The organism is Mangrovimicrobium sediminis (assembly GCF_004745945.1).
GTDB lineage: Bacteria > Pseudomonadota > Gammaproteobacteria > Pseudomonadales > Halieaceae > Mangrovimicrobium > Mangrovimicrobium sediminis.
Genome location: NZ_SRLE01000011.1, coordinates 81,023 through 98,215, shown reverse-complemented (window position 1 = coordinate 98,215; position 17,193 = coordinate 81,023). Strand labels below are relative to the sequence as shown.

Here is a 17,193-nt window from a genome sequence, read left to right as displayed (position 1 = left end):
CCGACAGGCAGGGGCCGAACCTCACTTCTCCAGCTCGAACCGCATCCGGGTCATCATATCGACCTGCCCCTGCGGTTCGCCTTCCACGATGGGCACCTTGTACTTCCACTTGCGCAGCGCCGTGATTGCTGCCCGGTCGAACACTTCGGGCGGCTGCGACTCGATAACCCGGATATTGGTTGTGGCGCCTGTGGGTGTGATATCGAACGCGAGGTCGACGTAGCCCTCGACGCCGCGATTCAGCAGGCGGGTGGGATATACCGGCTGGGTCTTCAGGTAGGCGACAATGTTGCCACCGCCCTGGCCGATCCGGATATCGTCGTTGACGGGTAACTCGAATTTCCCACCGGCCCACTCGATCTCGCCGTCTTGCGGGCCTATATCAAGTTCAGGCGAAACCCAGGCCGGCGGCGGCGCCGGGTTTTCTATCTCTTCGGGGGGATCGTTCTTGATAATCTCCGGTGGGTCCGGCTCTACCCTGACGATCTCTGCGACACGAGTCCCCTTCTCGACAACAGGCACGGCATCGGTCGCGATCAACCGGACCATCAGCAGGAACAGCGATGCCGTCAGCAACAGCGCCACGGGGATTGTGAGAGTGAAAGGGACTATCCGGTAGGCTAAACCTGGCGCGTAGGTACTCATCGTTCGTTCCTCTCATTCGTATTATTGGCTGCGGATTCAGGGGGATACTCCGCCGCGACCGGGCGGGCGGGACGCTGCGGCGAGGGACGCAGGGCCGTTTTTGCCGATTCGTACAAGGGGCGGTGCTCGATGCGCTGCAAGGGCGCCGCGGCGGGCGGCTCCAGGTCGACCGCTCCCCAGGCATTGAGCGGGAGCACGGGAATGTCCGGCCGGCTGCCCAGGTGCATGGCCGCCAGCGGCGTGGTCAGGACCAGGCCAAGCAGCCCGATGACGATTGCCCCGGTGGAAAACACAGAGTGGTCGGCAATCTCCTCGACCATGTAGCGCACCCGCACACCCAGTTCGGACTCGCGACCCAGCGAGACCGTGGCGGGCAGCGAGTTACCACGCGCCAGTCGCAGCAGCATGGCGGCATACCGTGACGGAGCTACCCCGGTCGCGAGTACGTGGTCGTCGCAGGCCTGCTCGGCAGACAGGGAAAGCTGGCGCAGCACCTGGCGGATGCCCGGCACCGGCCAGTAGAGCGCGTGAACACAACGCGCCCACAGGTGCCACAACCAGTCAGCCCTGTCGATATGGGCCTGTTCGTGGCGGATCACCATTGCGAGGTCAGCGCAGTCCCAGGACCGCGCACCGGGCGGAAGCAGCACCTGTGGCCGCAACCACCCCCAGGTCATGGGCGAGCTGACCTCGCCGCTGATGATGACCTCCACCGCCCGCCGGGCGTCGCGGCCTGTCCCTGCGCTCAATACCTCGCCCGTCCTGCGCGCCCGCCTGCCCAGCAGCGCAAGTGCGGCAACGTCGCGGGCAAGCCGGACGATCATGAAACCGGCAACGGCGAGATACAGTGAGACCAGTAAGCTGGCCATTGGCGCGAACCAAGACAGCCCGGCCACGCCCTCCCTGGGCAGCACTTCCAGCGCCCAGGGCGCGACCAGCAGGCCCAGGACCGGGAGCGCCGCGAGGCAGACCAGCGCTCCCAGCGCGATACGGTGACGAACAGCCGCGGCCATGAGAGCGAGTTCTGAACAGATAAACAGGCCGCACCAGCTAACTAGCGTGCCCTTGGCCAGCAGGGCGAACAGGGTCCCCGCTTCAGGCCGGGGAAAAGCCAGGAACTCTGTGGCGGCTTCTATCATCTTCAGCCCCTTTTGCGCCTGGCCTTTTCGATGATGTCGTGCAGTTCATCCAGCTCCTCATCACTCAGGCGCTCGCCATCCTTGCCCAGCAACGCCGCCACTGCTGCGCTGCGCGAACCGCTGAAGAAGAGCTTGAGCAGGCGCTGCAGGGCGGTTTCCCGCACCTTTTCCCGGGATTGGGCGAGGCTGTACAGGTAGCGGGGGCCGTCGGAACGGTACCTGAGGTGCCCCTTCTCGACCAGGATGCCCAGCAGGGTTCGCACCGAGGAATAACTCGGTGCATCCGCGAGGGCACCGTGCACGTCCCTGGCGGAGCACTCCCCCCGCTCCAGGATCACGTCGATGATCTGGCGCTCACGGCGCGACAGTTGTGACGCTTTCTTCATGACCCGGCGACCTCCTTACAGGCCCCTCAGCAAAGTGCTAATTTTTTAGCATGGTGCGAATAATTTAGCACTCTCGGGGCTGCTGTCAAGCACGCCTGTTGCGCTCGCCGGTCAGGCTGGCCTGCGCGGCCGTCAGAATGGCTAGGTGGTCACCGCATCCCCGGGTTCGAGGCACGGTAAACCCGGGCCCCGCACGCTGTTCTCGGCGGGCGCCCGGGGGGCAGGTATCAGGGGATCAGTGTCCCGTGCGGTGTTTTTCGAAGGCGGCGAGCTGTTCCGGCGTCGCCTCGGTCTGGTACTGCGCTTTCCAGTCCGCGTAGGGCATGCCGTAGACGCGCTCGCGCGCACCCTCGTAGTCGACCTCGACGCCGCGCTCTTCAGCGGCCGTCACATACCACTTGGACAGGCAGTTGCGGCAGAAGCCGGCCAGTTCCATCAGCTCGATGTTCTGCACGTCCTTGCGGCTGTCCAGGTGTTCCAGCAGGCGGCGGAATACCGCGGCCTCGATCGCGTCCTGTTCTGCGGACATGGTTTCAATCCTCCGGTTGGCCCGCCGTGCGACGGGCGCGGTTTCAGTATTCCAGCGCCACGCGGTCCTGGCCCAGCTGGTCGCGCAGGGCCTGCAGCAGGTCGTCGCTGGGCACCACGCGCCAGCGTTCGCCGCAGTCGAAGCGCGCGCTGTTGCGCTCCTGCAGGTAGACCATGGACACCGGACAGCTGCCGCCGCCGGCGCCGGCGAGAATCTGTTCCAGTTGCGTGGCGAGTTTTTCGTCGAGGCGGTCGGCGCGCACTTCCAGGGTCAGCCGCGAGGCGTAGTTCTGCCGCGCCTGGTCGATGCTGCGCACGGAGTTGGCGCGCATCGAGGGCTGCCCGGTGCGGTCGTCAAGGCGCACGCCGCCCTCGACGATGACGATGGTGTCCTTGACCAGCAACTCGCGGTACTCGGCGTAGACCTCGCCAAACAGGGTCACCTCGATCTGCGCGCTGCTGTCGTCCAGGGTCATCACCGCCATGGTGCCGCGCTGGCCGTTGATCGTGCGGGTGGCCATGATCAGGCCCGCCACCACCTGGTTGCCCTGGCGGTCCGGGCGCACGTCGACAATGCGGCAGGGGGCGAAGCGGCGAATCTCCGCGCGGTACTCGTCGATCGGGTGGCCGCTGATGTACAGGCCCAGGGTGTCGCGCTCGCCGCCCAGGCGTTCCTTGTCCAGCCACGGCCGCACGTTGCGGAACGGGGCGTAGACGTCGTCGCCGCAGTCGTCGCTGCCCGGCACCAGTTCGCCGAACAGGTCCTCCATGCCGGCGTCGCGGTTGCTGGCGCTTTGCTCCGCGGCGCGCAGGGCGTCGTCCAGCGAGGCCATCATCACCCAGCGCTGTTCGCCGAGGGAGTCCAGCGCGCCGGAGCGGATCAGCGCCTCGATGGCGCGGCGGTTGACCTTGCGCGGATCGGTGCGCGCACAGAACTCGAACAGGTTGGCGAAGGGGCCGCCCTCCTCCCGCGCGCGCAGGATGTTCTCCACCGGGCCCTCGCCCAGCCCCTTGATCGCGCCCAGGCCGTAGATGATCTCGTCCTTCGTGTTCACCGTGAACATGTAGCGCCCCTCGTTGACGTCGGGCAGCTTCACGGTGAGCAGCATGCGCTTGCACTCGTCGAGGAACACGACGATCTTTTCCGTGTTGTCGAGTTCGGAACTCATCACCGCGGCCATGAACGGCGCCGGGTAATGCGCCTTGAGCCAGGCGGTCTGGTAGGAGACCAGCGCGTAGGCCGCGGAGTGCGACTTGTTGAAACCGTAGCCGGCGAATTTCTCCACCAGGTCGAAGATCTTCATCGCCAGCTCGCCGTCGACGCCGTTGTCGATGGCGCCCTCCTCGAACACGGCGCGCTGCTTGGCCATCTCCTCGGGTTTTTTCTTGCCCATGGCCCGGCGCAGCATGTCCGCGCCGCCCAGCGTGTAGCCGGCGAGCACCTGGGCGATCTGCATCACCTGCTCCTGGTAGAGGATGATGCCGTAGGTGGGTTCGAGGATCGGCTGCAGGGATTCGTGCTGGTACTGCTGGTCCGGGTAGGAGATCTGCTCCCGCCCGTGTTTGCGGTTGATGAAGTTGTCCACCATGCCGGACTGCAGCGGGCCGGGACGGTACAGGGCCACCAGGGCGATGATGTCCTCGAAGCAGTCCGGGCGCAGGCGCTCGATCAGCTCCTTCATGCCGCGCGATTCGAGCTGGAACACCGCGGTGGTGGTGGCCGCCTTGAGGATGTCGAAGGTCGGCGAATCGTCCAGCGGAATCGCCGCGATATCCAGCGCGTCCTCGCCGCTGCGTTCGCGGGCGCTGTTGATCATCTTCACCGCCCAGTCGATGATGGTCAGGGTGCGCAGGCCGAGGAAGTCGAACTTCACCAGGCCGGCGTCCTCGACATCGCCCTTGTCGTACTGGGTGACCAGCCCGGCACCGCTCTCGTCGCAGTACAGCGGGGAGAAGTCGGTGAGCTTCGACGGCGCGATCACCACGCCGCCGGCGTGCTTGCCGACGTTGCGCGTCACCCCCTCGAGTTGCTCCGCCATGTCCCAGATCTCCTGGGCCTGCTCGTCCTCGGCGAGGAACTCGCGCAGGGTCTCCTCCTGCTCCAGCGCCTTGGCCAGGGTCATGCCCACTTCGAAGGGGATCATCTTGGACAGCTTGTCGGCCAGGCCGTAGGACTTGCCCTGCACCCGCGCCACGTCGCGCACTACCGCCTTGGCGGCCATGGTGCCGAAGGTGATGATCTGCGACACCGCTTCGCGGCCGTAGGCCTCGGCCACGTAGTCGATCACGCGGTCGCGCTTTTCCATGCAGAAGTCGACGTCGAAGTCGGGCATGGACACCCGCTCCGGGTTGAGGAAGCGTTCGAACAGCAGGTCGTAGGCCAGCGGGTCGAGGTCGGTGATTTCCAGCGCGTAGGCCACCAGCGAACCGGCGCCGGAACCGCGGCCCGGTCCTACCGGGATATCGTGCTGCTTGGCCCAGCGGATGAAGTCCATCACGATCAGGAAGTAGCCGGGGAAGCCCATCTGGGTGATGGTGTCGAGTTCGAAGTCCAGGCGCTCGCGGTATTCCTTCTGCCGCGTGGGAAAATCTTCTGCATTAGTATCGAAGAGAAACGCCAGGCGCTGGTCCAGGCCCTCGTGGGAGAGTTGGCGGAAGAACTCGTCCATGGTCAGCCCGTCCGGCACCGGGTAGTCCGGCAGGTAGGGCTTGCCCAGTTCCAGCACCAGCGAGCAGCGGCGCGCGATCTCCACCGTGTTGGCCAGCGCCTCGGGAATATCGGCGAACAGCTCGGCCATCTCCGCCGCGCTGCGCAGGTACTGCTGGTCGGTGTACAGGCGCGCGCGGCGCGGGTCGTCCAGGGTGCGCGACTCGCGGATACACACCCGCGCCTCGTGCGCCTCGAACTCGTCCGCCGCCAGGAAGCGCACGTCGTTGGTCGCCACCACCGGGCAGGCCAGTTCCTGCGCCAGGGCGACTGCCGCATGCAGGTGGGTCTCGTCGCCATCGCGGCCGCAGCGGTGCAGTTCCAGGTAGAAGCGCTGCGGATACAGCTGCATCCAGTACTGCGCCCGCGCTCGCGCCAGGTCCGGCTTGTCGGCGAGCAGCGCCTGGCCGACATCGCCGGCGGCACCGGCGGAGAGCGCGATCACGCCCTCGGCGCAGCTCTCCAGCCATTCCCGTTTCACATAGGGCATACCCAGGTACTGGCCCTCGGTGTAGGCGCGGGAGATCAGCAGGGTCAGGTTGCGATAACCGGCGAGGTTCATCGCCAGCAGGCAGATGGGGTAGGACTTCTCCTCGTCCTCCGGGTCGAGGACGGCGAAGTCGCAGCCCGCGATGGGCTGCACGCCGGCACCGAAGGCGGCCTTGTAGGCTTTGATCAGGCCGAAGAAATTACAGAAGTCGGTGACCGCCACGGCGGGCATACCGAGGGCCGCGACCTGCTGCATCAGCGGTTTCAGCCGCACCAGTCCGTCGACGATGGAATACTCGGAATGCAGTCGCAGGTGAACGAATTCGGTCATGTTGCCAGTGTACCGCGCATGGCTGCGGCGGGCAGCATTTTACTGCGAACGAAGGGCTGGCAACGCGTCCGGACGCGAAGTCGCAGGGGAAAAAAGAGGAACAGCGCGCCGCGCGAGCGGCGCAGGTTTACTTGACGATTTTCAGCGAGGGACGGCCTTCGGGCTTGCCCTTGTCCGGCCCGCCGGGAGTATCGTCCGGCGGCGGCTCGCCCTTTTCCTCCGCCTCGAACACCATGCCCTGGCCGTTCTCGCGGGCGTAGATACCGATCACCCCGCCGACAGGCACGTAGACATCGGTGGCAACACCGCCGAAGCGGCCGTTGAAGGCGACCGCCGAGTTGGTGATGTTGAGATCCATCACCGCCGTCGGCGAGATGTTGAGCACGATCTGGCCGTTCTTCACGTACTGGTCGGGCACCATGACGTCGGCCACGGTGGCATCCACCAGGATGTAGGGCGTACAGCCATTGTCGACGATCCACTCATAGAGTGCTCGCATGATGTAGGGACGGCTAGGCGTCATCGACATGGCCAGTTCGCTCCCGTCGGTGTCAGGAGCGCATCTCCCGTTCCTGCTCGGAGAGGCTCTCCTGGAAGGAATCGCGGGCGAACAGTTCATCCATGTAGGCCAGCAGCGGCTTGGTCTGCTTGGAGGAACGGATGTCGATGCCCAGGGACGGCAGGCGCCACAGGATCGGCGCGATGCAGCAATCCACCAGGGTGAACTCGTCGCTCATGAAGAAGGGCTTCTCGGCGAAGATCGGCGCGATCGCGGTGATACCGTCCTTCAGTTCCTTGGTCGACTTCTTGATCACGTTGTCGCTGCGCGTGGTCAGGATGGAGTCGACCAGCTGGCACCAGTCGCGCTCGATGCGGTGGATCAGCAGGCGGCTCTCGGCACGCGCCACCGGGTAGACCGGCAGCAGCGGGGGGTGCGGGAAGCGCTCGTCCAGGTACTCCATCATGACCTTGGATTCGTACAGGACGAGTTCGCGGTCAACCAGCGTCGGCAGGCTGTTGTACGGGTTCAGCTCGGAGAGCTCCTCCGGCGGGTGGTTGGCGTCCGTTTCGATTAGATCAACGGTAACCCCTTTTTCCGCCAGGACGATGCGCACACGGTGGCTGTAGTGGCTCGTACTGTCGGAAAAGAAGGTCATGGACGACCGTTTAGTCACAACACCCATCGGGAATTCCTCAATCAACTAGCGGAGGGAGGTGGCGCGGCCCGGTCGGCTACGCCGCGCTCCAATCAGTGCACGTCTTTCCAGTACTCGCGGTTGAGCAACCAGGCGAAGACGAAAAACAGGGCGATGAACAGCAAAACGAAGATACCGGTGCGCTGGCGTTCCGCCGCCATCGGCTCGGCGGTGTAGGCGAGAAAGTTCACCAGGTCATACATGGCGCCGTCGAACTCCTCCGGGGTCATGCTGCCTTCCTGTACCAGCTTGAACTGGCCACAGGGGTCCTCGAGGATATCCTCGCCAGTCAGCGGGTCGCGCTTGACGCCGCCGTTGTGCGCCTTTACCGGACCCATTGCGCAGTCCTGCAGGCCCTGCAGTTCGAGCAGGACATGCGGCATGCCGACATCCTTGAACACGCGGTTGTTGACGCCATAGGGACGGCTGGAGTCTGCGTAGAAGTTGCGCAGGTAGGTGTACAGCCACTCCGGCTGACGCGCGCGCGAGACCAGGGTCAGGTCGGGCGGCGTGGCGCCGAACCAGCCCTTGGCCAGCTTCTTGTCCATGGCGTTGTTCATCAGCGAGCCGATCTTCTCTTCGGGGTCGAAGATCAGATTGGCTTCCATCAGGTCGTCTGGGATGCCGAGGTCCGCCGCCACGCGGTTGTAGCGCGAGTACTGCAGCGAGTGACAGCCGAAGCAGTAGTTCATGTACAGCTGGGCGCCGTGTTGCAGGGAGGCCTTGTCGCCGAAGTCCGCCTCGAAGTGATCACAGTCGACGGCACCACAGGCGTGGCTGCTCTCGGCACCCACCGCCTTGAGCGGGATGATGGTCAGGGCGAGAATCAAGGCCAGGCCGGCGATGCTGCCCCAGAAACCAATACCGCCGTCCATGGTGACGCGCTCGGGCACCGGCTTGGTCTTGTCCATCTTCGACCAGAACGGCATGGACAGGAAGAAGACGAAGTAGAACACCGAGCAGACCTGCGCCAGGAAGGTGCGCTCAGGGGTCGGGCTCTTCACGCCGAGCACACCGAGGATCAGGAAGCTGGCCACGAACAGCACCAGCATCACCTTGGTGATATTGCCGCGGTAGCGCCAGGACTTCACCGGGCTGCGATCCAGCCACGGCAGTACGAAGGGAATGGCCACCGAGGCGGCGAAGGCGATAAAGCCCCAGAACTTGTCCGGCACCGCGCGCAGCACCGAGTAGAACGGCGTGAAGTACCAGACCGGTGCAATGTGCTCGGGAGTCTTCAGGTTGTTGGCCTGTTCGAAATTGGCAAACTCGAGGAAGTAACCGCCCATCTCCGGCAGGAAGAAGATAATCGCGCAGAAAATGAACAGGAATACCGCGATCGCCTGCAGGTCGTGCACCGTGTAGTACGGGTGGAAGGCGATACCGTCCAGGGGAACGCCGTCGGGCCCCTTGTTCTTCTTGATCTCGACACCGTCGGGGTTGTTCGAGCCGACCTCGTGCAGGGCCAGCAGGTGCAGTACCACCAGGGCCAGCAGCACGATCGGCAGGGCCACCACGTGCAGCGCGAAGAAGCGGTTCAGGGTAATACCCGAAATCAGGTAGTCGCCGCGAATCCAGGTGACGATGTCCTCGCCCACCACTGGAATGGCGCCAAACAGCGAGATGATCACCTGTGCGCCCCAGTAGGACATCTGGCCCCAGGGCAGCACGTAGCCGACGAAGGCCTCCGCCATCAGGACGACGAAGATCAGCATGCCGAAGATCCAGATCAGCTCGCGCGGTTTCTTGTAGGATCCGTACAGCAGCGCGCGGAACATGTGCAGGTAGACCACCACGAAGAAGGCCGAGGCCCCGGTGGAGTGCATGTAGCGCAGGATCCAGCCGTAGTCGACATCGCGCATGATGTACTCGACGGAGGCGAAGGCGCCCTCCTGGCTGGGGTTGAAATTCATGGTCAGCCAGATGCCGGTGAGCAACTGGTTGACCAGCACCAGCAGGGACAGCACCCCGAAGAAGTACCAGAAGTTGAAGTTCTTGGGCGCGTAGTACTTGCCCATGTGGGTGTTCCACGCCCGCATGATAGGCAGGCGCGCGTCGACCCAGTCGCGTAATCCTATAAGCACGTTAATCATCAGGCTGCCTCCGTATCCACGCCGACGACAAGGATGTTGTCACCCTCAAACGAATAGGGCGGCACCACCAGGTTGGTCGGGGCGGGCACACCGGAATACACGCGTCCGGCCATGTCGAAGCGCGAGCCGTGGCAGGGGCAGAAGAAACCGCCCACCCAGGAGTCGTCGCCGACGTTGGCTTCGGCGCCCAGTTCGGGGCGGTAGGCCGGCGCGCAGCCGAGGTGGGTACAGACGCCTTCGAGCACCAGGATTTCGGGACGCAGGGAGCGGTCCTCACCGGTGATGTAGGTCGGTTGCAGGGAGATTTCAGACTTCGGGTCCTTCAGCTTGCCGTCGAGACCGGGCAGCGTTTCCAGTTGCGCCGGCGTGCGGTGCACGACATACACGGGCTTGCCGCGCCACTCGACGATGACCATCTGGCCCGGTTCCAACTTGCCGATATCCGCCTTAACCGGCGCCCCTGCCGCCTTGGCCTTCGCCGAGGGATTCCAGGAGCCCAGGAAGGGCACTGCGATTCCCACGGCTCCGGCGACGCCAACGGCACTGGTGGCCGCCGTCAGGAACTTCCTCCTGCCGGAATTTACGCCATCGCTACTCATGCTTTTCTCCCCTGAACTGAGGCGCTCCGGCGGGCATTACCGCACCCCGAACCGGCCTCTCACAAAATGCAGCAAATACTAATGTTTTTGCCGTTTCCTTACAAGGCGAACGCCTTGATTCGCAAGCCATTTGCAGGGCTGCGAGCGCTCGCGAAACGCATAAAAAAACGCCCGCCCGGGGTGGCGGGCGGACGTTTTGATTCTGTCGACAAGCCCCGGGGCGGGGCCGGCAGGCATCCGCTCAGCGCTTGGAGTACTGCGGACGCTTGCGCGCCTTGCGCAGGCCGACCTTCTTGCGCTCGACCTCGCGCGCGTCGCGGGTCACGTAACCGGCCTTGCGCAGGCTGCCGCGCAGGGTTTCGTCGTACTCCATGAGGGCGCGGGTGATGCCGTGGCGAATAGCGCCGGCCTGGCCGAAGCTGCCGCCGCCGGCAACGGTCACGTTGACGTCGAATTTTTCATTCATTTCAACCAGTTCGAGCGGCTGACGCACAATCATGCGCGCTACTTCGCGACCGAAGTACTCGTCCAGCGGACGACGGTTGACGGTGATGTTGCCGGCGCCGTTGCGCAGGAATACGCGAGCGGTGGAGGTCTTGCGACGACCGGTGCCGTAATACTGGGTATCTGCCATGGTTGGAATCCGTTAGATGTTCAGGGGCTGGGGCTGTTGCGCGGCGTGCGGATGTTCGCCACCGGCGTACACCTTCAGCTTCTTGAACATGGCGCGACCCAGCGGGTTGCGCGGCAACATGCCCTTGACTGCGCTCTGGATCACCCGCTCCGGGGCCTTGTCGATCTGCTTTTCAAAGGAGATGGACTTGATACCGCCCGGGAAGCCGGTGTGGTGGTAATACATCTTGTCGGTCGCCTTGGCGCCGGTGACACGTACCTTCTCCGCATTGATCACGACGATGTAATCGCCGGTGTCCACGTGCGGGGTGAACTCGGGTTTGTGCTTGCCGCGCAGACGATGCGCGATTTCACTGGCCAGGCGCCCCAAGGTCTTGTCAGCAGCGTCAACCACGAACCAGTCGCGGGACACTTCTTCTGCTTTGGCACTATAAGTTTTCATGAGAATGACTGCCTCTTGGAGGGCTCCAATTTCGAGAGCGCGAATACTACCCAATGGATTGCGCTGTTTCAAGCGGAAACCCGAATAAATTTCGCTACTTACGGACGCGCCGAAAGTGTGAATTTTGCGCTCTCGGGCGGACTGCTCGAGCCAGGGGCGCCGACACCCGCAAATGCCGCGAGATTCTGCGATAACTGCGGATATTCGTCGATATCCGGGTGTTCAGCGCTGTCCGGCCCGGGAGCGGGTCCGCGCCTCGGCCGGGCGCCCGACGAGACACTACCAGCCTATGGCCGGTGCTCCCGCGCCAGGTACTCGTGCGACTGCATCTCCTGCAACCGCGACTGCGTGCGCTGGAACTCGAACGCCAGGCTGCCGCTGGAGTAAAGCTCGAGCAGGGGCTTGGCTGCGGCAATCACCAGCTTCACGTTGCGGTCGTAGAACTCGTCCACCAGGTTGACGAAGCGCCGGGCCTGGTCGTTGCGCGTGTTGTCGAACTCAGGCACCCCCGAGAGCAGCACCGCGTGAAACACGCGGGCCAGCTCGATGTAGTCGTTCTGCGAACGCGGCCCGTCGCAAAGTTCCGCGAAGTCGAACCAGGCCACGTCGTCAGCCAGGCGGCGGCAGGTGAGGTAGCGGCCGTTGACCTGGATGCGCTCCCAGTGGCGAGCCGGGCCTACCGCCAGGGCCTCGAAGCTGGCCTCCAGGCTGCGGTCCGCCGCCTCGCCCAGGGGGCAGTGGTAGAGCTCCGCCTGCTGCAGGGTGCGCAGGCGGTAGTCGATGCCCGCGTCCACGTTGACCACCTGCGTGTACTGCTGGATCAGGCGGATCGCCGGCAGGAAGCGCTGCCGCTGCAGGCCGTTCTCGTAGAGCTTTTCCGGCACGATGTTGGAGGTGGCGACCAGGGTGACACCGCGCGCGAACAGGGCCTCCATCAGCCCGCCGAGAATCATCGCGTCGCCGATGTCGGTGACGAAGAACTCGTCGAAACACACCACCATCGCCTCCGCCGCGAGACGGTCGGCCACGCTTTCCAGCGGATTCTTCTCGCCCTCCAGCGCGGTCAGCTCGCGGTGTACGCGCTGCATGAAGCGGTGGAAATGCACGCGCATCTTGCGCTCGAAGGGCAGGCACTCGTAAAAGGTGTCCACCAGGTAAGTCTTGCCGCGCCCTACCCCGCCCCAGAAATACAGCCCCACCTCCGGCTCCAGCGGCTGCGGGCGCAGGCGGCGCATGAGGCCGGATAACAGGCCGTCGCGCTGCGGCTCGCGCGCCAGCAGGCGCTCGTAAAGGTCCTGCAACAGGCGCACGGCGGCCTCCTGCGCAGGGTCGTGGGAAAAACCCTCCCGCTGCAGGTCGGCCTGATAGCGTTCCCAGGGTGTGCTCATGCGTGTGGTGATTTGGTGTATCCGGGCGCCACACTTTACCAGAGCGCGGATAGACAGCAACTCCGACAGGGATTTGCCCGCCGGCCTATGGCGTCCCCGCGAAGGCGGTTATACTGCTGCCTGCCACGTCCTGAATTCGGTACCGACAAGGAGTTCCCGCCTGTGTACAGCCTGACCGTCCTCATCATCAGCGCCGCCATCGCCCTGCTCGCAGGCGTCGGCCTGGGTATGCTGCTGAGCCAGCGGGTGACGCCCGCAGGGCAGAAACGCCGCGAGGCGGAGCGCCAGCTGGACGACATCCTGCAGGCCAAGAAGGCCTACGAAGACGAGGTCGTGGAGCACTTCAGCGACACCGCCCGGCTGCTCAACCAGCTCACCGAGAGCTACCGGGACGTGCACAACCATCTCGCCCGCGGCGCCGCCGACCTGTGTCGCGGCGAGGGTCCCGTGGCCCTGGAGAAAATGGAGCGGCGCACTGACCTCGCGGAACTGCCGGCGGACCTCGCCGATATCGAACCGCCCAAGGACTACGCGCCCAAGGCATCGCCCGGCGACAAGGGCGTGCTTAGCGAGGATTTCGGCCTGGAGCGCAAGCGCGCCGAAGAAGAGGCGCGCGTCCCCCCGTCGCTCTGATCCCTGCCTGAAACCCGGCCCGGTCGTCTCAGACCGGGTTGTCGCAATCGAAGAACCGGTGTTCCAGGCCAAAGGTCTGGGACAGCGCCTCGCCTAACGCCTGTACACCGTAGCGCTCGGTCGCGTGGTGTCCCGCGGCAATAAACACGATGCCCTCCTCGCGCGCCACGTGCACCGTCGGCTCTGACACCTCACCGGTGATGAAGACATCGGCCCGCGCCGCCACCGCCGCCTCGATATAGGACTGCGCCGCCCCGGTGCACCAGGCCACCCGCTCGAGGTCCTGTTCCGGGTCGCCCACCAGCAGGGGCTCGCGCCCGGTGAGGGCCTGGATGCTGGCGCACAGCTCGCCGGCGGTCGTGCCCTCGGGCAGGCTGCCCACATTGCCCACCGCACCGGACTCCCCCGGCTGCAGCGGCTCGCTGTCGGCAAAGCCCAACAACTCGCCCAGGCGCGCGTTGTTGCCCAGTTGGGGGTGTGCGTCCAGCGGCAGGTGATAGGCCAGCAGGCTCATCTCGTTGGCCAGCAGGGTTGCCAGGCGGCGGCGCTTCATGCCCACCACCGGCGCCGCCTCCCCGCGCCAGAAATACCCGTGGTGCACGAGCAGCGCATCCGCTCCCCAGTGCGCCGCCGCGTCGAGCACGGCCTGGTTGGCGGAGACCGCCGTCGCCAGCCGGCTCACCTCGGGCCGGCCCTCGACCTGCAGGCCATTGGGGCAGTAATCGCGGAACTGTGCGGGGTGCAGTGTGGTGTCCAGCCAGCGCAGCAGGGCGCGCAGAGAAGTGCTCATTCAGTACCTTTTTTGTTCGCGGGCAGCCCGCTTCATATACAATAATTCTAAGCACGCTACGCGATACCAGTTCGCGGCGCGCTGCGCGGCCCACTCTACAGCAGCCCGGGGACTCTCTCCAAGCGCATGAAGGATACCCTCAAGTTCATCACCTGGCCCGCGCTGGCCGGCGTGCTCGCGGCGCTGCTGATCCTCGATCGCTGGGTGCTGCCGCGCGACGCCGGCAGCCAGGAGCAAGCGGCACCTGCCAGCTACTCCGCCGCCGTCAATCGCGCGGCACCGGCGGTGGTGAACATCTACACGGCGAAACTGGTGAACTCCCCACCGTCGATTCCACTGCTGTCACAGCGCCTGGGCCAGCGCCTGTCGCGCCAGCGCATCGAACGCTCGCTGGGCTCCGGCGTCATCATGACCCGCGAGGGGCATATCATCACCAACCACCACGTGATCGCCGGGGCCGACGCCATCCAGGTGCTGCTGCACGATGCGCGCACCGCCTCTGCGGTGGTGATCGGCAGCGACGCCGCCACCGACCTCGCGGTTCTCAAAATTGACCTGCCCGACCTGGTACCCGCCCAGGTCGCTGACTCGGACCGCCTGCGCGTGGGCGACGTGGTCCTGGCCATCGGCAACCCGCTGGGCTTCGGCCACTCGGTCACCCAGGGTATTGTCTCCGCACTCGGCCGCTGGGGACTGCAGCTGAACACCTACGAGGACTACATCCAGACCGACGCCATCATTCACCAGGGCAATTCCGGCGGCGCCCTGGTCGACAGCGCGGGCCGCCTGGTGGGCATCAACACGCTCATCTACACCGCGCAGAGCCAGGCCGGAGCCGGCAGCGCCACCGGAATCGGCATCAGCCTGGCAATCCCGGCCAATCTCGCGGATTATGTGATGCGCGATTTGATCGAGTACGGGGAAGTGATCCGCGGTTGGCTGGGCGTCAGTGTGGAGCCGGTCAAACTGGCCGGCGGCAGCCAGAGCCAGGCCCTGCTGGTGGTCGGGGTGGCCGAGGCCAGTCCGGCGGCACGCGCCGGCATCCGCGCCGGCGACATCATCACGCACATCAATGGCGAGGGGGTCGTCGATGGCCGCCAGACCATGCACAAGATCGCCCGCCTGCGCCCCGGGGAGGCCATCGCCATCTCGGTACAGCGCGACCAGCAGAGCCTGGAATTGCGCGCGGTGGTCGGCGCCCAGGGGCAGTCCAGCCTCGCCGGCTGAGCGCGGCGCACGCCGAAGGCGAAAACGCCCGCTAGTCCTTCAGGCGCAGTTCCGCGGCGCGGGCGTGCGCGGTCAGCGACTCGCCGCGGGCCAGGGTGGACGCGACCTTGCCCAGCGCCTGCACCCCCGCATCCGAGCACATGATCACCGAGCTGCGCTTCTGGAAGTCGTACACGCCCAGCGGCGAGAAGAACCGCGCGCTGCCGGCGGTCGGCAACACGTGGTTGGGTCCGGCGCAGTAGTCGCCGAGGGCCTCGGAGGTCCACGGGCCCATGAAGATCGCGCCGGCGTGGCGGATGGTCGGCAGCAGCGCCTCGGGATCCTGCACGGAGAGCTCCAGGTGTTCCGGCGCCAGGCGATTGCTGATGGCTACCGCATCCGCCAGGCTGGCGGTGAGGATCATGGCGCCGCGCCCGGTCAGGGAGGCGCGGATGATATCCGCCCGCTCCATGGTCGGCAGCAGGCGCTCGATGCTCGCGGCCACCGCGTCCAGGTAGTCGGCATCGGGACACAGCAGGATGGACTGGGCGTTCTCGTCGTGTTCGGCCTGGGAAAACAGGTCCATGGCCACCCAGTCGGGGTCGGTGCTGCCATCGCAGATAACCAGTATCTCGGAGGGGCCGGCGATCATGTCGATGCCGACGCGGCCGAACACCATGCGCTTGGCGGTGGCGACATAGATGTTGCCGGGGCCGACGATCTTGTCCACCGCGGGCACGCTCTGGGTGCCGTAGGCCAGGGCGGCCACCGCCTGGGCCCCGCCGATGGTGAACACCCGGTGCACGCCGGCGATATGCGCCGCGGCCAGCACCAGCTCGTTCAATTCACCGTGCGGCGCCGGCACCACCATGACGATCTGCTCCACCCCCGCCACCTGCGCGGGCAGCGCGTTCATCAGCACCGAGGACGGGTAGCTGGCCTTGCCACCGGGGACGTAGATGCCGGCACTGGACAGGGCCGTGATCTGCTGGCCGAGCAGGTTGCCGGCGGCGTCGGTATAGCGCCAGCTCTCCTGCAGTTGGTGCTGGTGGTATTCGCGGATGCGCGCGGCGGCGGTTTCCAGGGCGGCGCGGGCCTCGGCGGGAATCGCCTCGAGTGCGGCTGCCAGCCGCGCCTGCGGCACTTCCAGCTGCGCGGCAGCGGACACCTCGAGGGCGTCGAAGCGTGCAGTGTATTCGAGCAGTGCGGCGTCACCGCGGCTGGCGACGTCGGCGATGATGCCCTGCACCGCCGTGTTCACTGCCTGGTCGTACTCTTCCTCCCAGGCGGTCAGCGCGCGCAACCGGGCGTCGAAGTCCGGGGCACTGGCGTCCAGCCTACGCATCGGCATCGGCGCCCTCCCCGACTACGGCGGCGAGTTGGTCGACCAGCGACTGAATGGCGCGGTAGTGCGAGCGCATCGCCGCCTTGTTGACGATCAAACGCGAGCTGATCTGGGCGATCTCGTCCAGCGGCGCCATGCCGTTGGCGCGCAGGGTATTGCCGGTGTCGACGATATCCACGATGAGGTCGGCGAGGTCCATCAACGGCGCCAGCTCCATGGCCCCGTAGAGCTTGATAAGCTCGACCTGCATCCCGCGGCGGGCGAAGTAGTCGCGGGCGATATTCACGAACTTGGTGGCCACGCGCACGCGGCCGCCGGTGTGCTGCCAGTGGGCCGGTCCGGCGGTCATCAGCCGGCAGCGCGCGATGCCCAGGTCCAGCGGTTCATACAGGCCCTGGGCGCCGTGCTCCAGCAGCACGTCCTTGCCCACCACACCGACATCAGCGGCGCCGTGGCGCACATAGGTCGGCACGTCGGTGCCGCGCAGGATGACCAGGCGCACGCCGGGCACGCTGGTCTCGAACACCAGCTTGCGGCTGCGGTCGATATTCTCCAGCGGTTGGATGCCGGCAGTGGCCAGCAGCGGCAGGGTTTCCTTGAGGATGCGCCCCTTGGTCAGGGCGATGGTAATGCCGTCGTCCAC

17 protein-coding genes are annotated in these 17,193 nt (G+C 65.6%); 2 read left to right on the top strand and 15 right to left on the bottom strand.

The features are described 5' to 3' along the window. Positions 1-21 precede the first annotated feature (21 nt). From E4634_RS15750 to zapE, 12 genes are all read right to left on the bottom strand, one after another. A complete protein-coding gene (locus E4634_RS15750; RefSeq protein WP_135445614.1) occupies positions 22-645 on the bottom strand; it encodes an energy transducer TonB in 624 nt (207 codons plus the stop codon). After that, positions 642-1,784 carry a M56 family metallopeptidase gene (locus E4634_RS15745; RefSeq protein WP_135445613.1) on the bottom strand — a complete coding sequence of 381 codons (1,143 nt, stop codon included), beginning with the start codon at positions 1,782-1,784 and terminating at the stop codon, positions 642-644. Before E4634_RS15745 ends, E4634_RS15750 begins: the two co-directional genes overlap by 4 nt. 2 nt (positions 1,785-1,786) lie before the next feature. Beyond that, complete coding sequence (locus tag E4634_RS15740) at positions 1,787-2,170, bottom strand: BlaI/MecI/CopY family transcriptional regulator (RefSeq protein ID WP_135445612.1); 384 nt, start codon at positions 2,168-2,170, stop codon at positions 1,787-1,789. Between the two features lie 235 nt (positions 2,171-2,405). Beyond that, a complete protein-coding gene (locus E4634_RS15735) occupies positions 2,406-2,699 on the bottom strand; it encodes a DUF1244 domain-containing protein (protein ID WP_135445611.1) in 294 nt (97 codons plus the stop codon). A gap of 43 nt (positions 2,700-2,742) precedes the next feature. Further along, positions 2,743-6,225 carry a DNA polymerase III subunit alpha gene (gene dnaE, locus E4634_RS15730; protein ID WP_135445610.1) on the bottom strand — a complete coding sequence of 1,161 codons (3,483 nt, stop codon included), beginning with the start codon at positions 6,223-6,225 and terminating at the stop codon, positions 2,743-2,745. 127 nt (positions 6,226-6,352) lie between these two features. Beyond that, entirely contained in the window at positions 6,353-6,754 is a 402-nt protein-coding gene (locus tag E4634_RS15725) for a ClpXP protease specificity-enhancing factor (RefSeq protein ID WP_135445609.1), read from the bottom strand. Between the two features lie 22 nt (positions 6,755-6,776). Then, positions 6,777-7,409, bottom strand: coding sequence for a glutathione S-transferase N-terminal domain-containing protein (locus tag E4634_RS15720; RefSeq protein WP_206046913.1), 633 nt, complete (start codon positions 7,407-7,409; stop codon positions 6,777-6,779). A gap of 65 nt (positions 7,410-7,474) precedes the next feature. Then, positions 7,475-9,514, bottom strand: a complete 2,040-nt coding sequence (locus tag E4634_RS15715; RefSeq protein WP_135445608.1) for a ubiquinol-cytochrome c reductase — start codon at positions 9,512-9,514, stop codon at positions 7,475-7,477. Next, positions 9,514-10,113 carry a ubiquinol-cytochrome c reductase iron-sulfur subunit gene (petA, locus tag E4634_RS15710; protein WP_135445607.1) on the bottom strand — a complete coding sequence of 200 codons (600 nt, stop codon included), beginning with the start codon at positions 10,111-10,113 and terminating at the stop codon, positions 9,514-9,516. The genes E4634_RS15715 and petA overlap by 1 nt, the downstream gene beginning before the upstream one ends. 241 nt (positions 10,114-10,354) lie before the next feature. Further along, positions 10,355-10,747, bottom strand: coding sequence for a 30S ribosomal protein S9 (rpsI, locus tag E4634_RS15705; protein ID WP_135445606.1), 393 nt, complete (start codon positions 10,745-10,747; stop codon positions 10,355-10,357). A gap of 12 nt (positions 10,748-10,759) precedes the next feature. Continuing rightward, a complete protein-coding gene (gene rplM / locus E4634_RS15700) occupies positions 10,760-11,188 on the bottom strand; it encodes a 50S ribosomal protein L13 (protein ID WP_135445604.1) in 429 nt (142 codons plus the stop codon). 287 nt (positions 11,189-11,475) lie between these two features. Further along, the gene (gene zapE / locus E4634_RS15695) at positions 11,476-12,576 is read right to left on the bottom strand and encodes a cell division protein ZapE (RefSeq protein WP_135445602.1); all 1,101 of its coding nucleotides are present in this window, start codon (positions 12,574-12,576) and stop codon (positions 11,476-11,478) included. Positions 12,577-12,738: 162 nt separating this feature from the next. Here zapE and E4634_RS15690 point away from each other — a divergent pair, with 162 nt between their 5' ends. After that, the gene (locus tag E4634_RS15690) at positions 12,739-13,209 is read left to right on the top strand and encodes a Z-ring associated ZapG family protein (RefSeq protein ID WP_167854937.1); all 471 of its coding nucleotides are present in this window, start codon (positions 12,739-12,741) and stop codon (positions 13,207-13,209) included. A gap of 28 nt (positions 13,210-13,237) precedes the next feature. On the opposite strand, the gene E4634_RS15685 is transcribed toward E4634_RS15690, so the two are convergent. After that, positions 13,238-13,999: a Nif3-like dinuclear metal center hexameric protein gene (locus tag E4634_RS15685; protein ID WP_135445598.1), complete on the bottom strand. Its 762-nt coding sequence runs from the start codon at positions 13,997-13,999 to the stop codon at positions 13,238-13,240. Positions 14,000-14,125: 126 nt separating this feature from the next. Between E4634_RS15685 and E4634_RS15680 the strand changes: the two genes are divergently transcribed. Next, the gene (locus E4634_RS15680; protein ID WP_135445596.1) at positions 14,126-15,226 is read left to right on the top strand and encodes a S1C family serine protease; all 1,101 of its coding nucleotides are present in this window, start codon (positions 14,126-14,128) and stop codon (positions 15,224-15,226) included. Positions 15,227-15,257: 31 nt separating this feature from the next. Here the strand turns inward: E4634_RS15680 and hisD are convergent, their stop codons facing one another. Together hisD and hisG are read right to left on the bottom strand one after the other, a co-directional pair. After that, positions 15,258-16,556 carry a histidinol dehydrogenase gene (gene hisD, locus E4634_RS15675; RefSeq protein ID WP_135445594.1) on the bottom strand — a complete coding sequence of 433 codons (1,299 nt, stop codon included), beginning with the start codon at positions 16,554-16,556 and terminating at the stop codon, positions 15,258-15,260. Then, entirely contained in the window at positions 16,543-17,193 is a 651-nt protein-coding gene (hisG, locus tag E4634_RS15670) for an ATP phosphoribosyltransferase (protein ID WP_135445592.1), read from the bottom strand. Before hisG ends, hisD begins: the two co-directional genes overlap by 14 nt.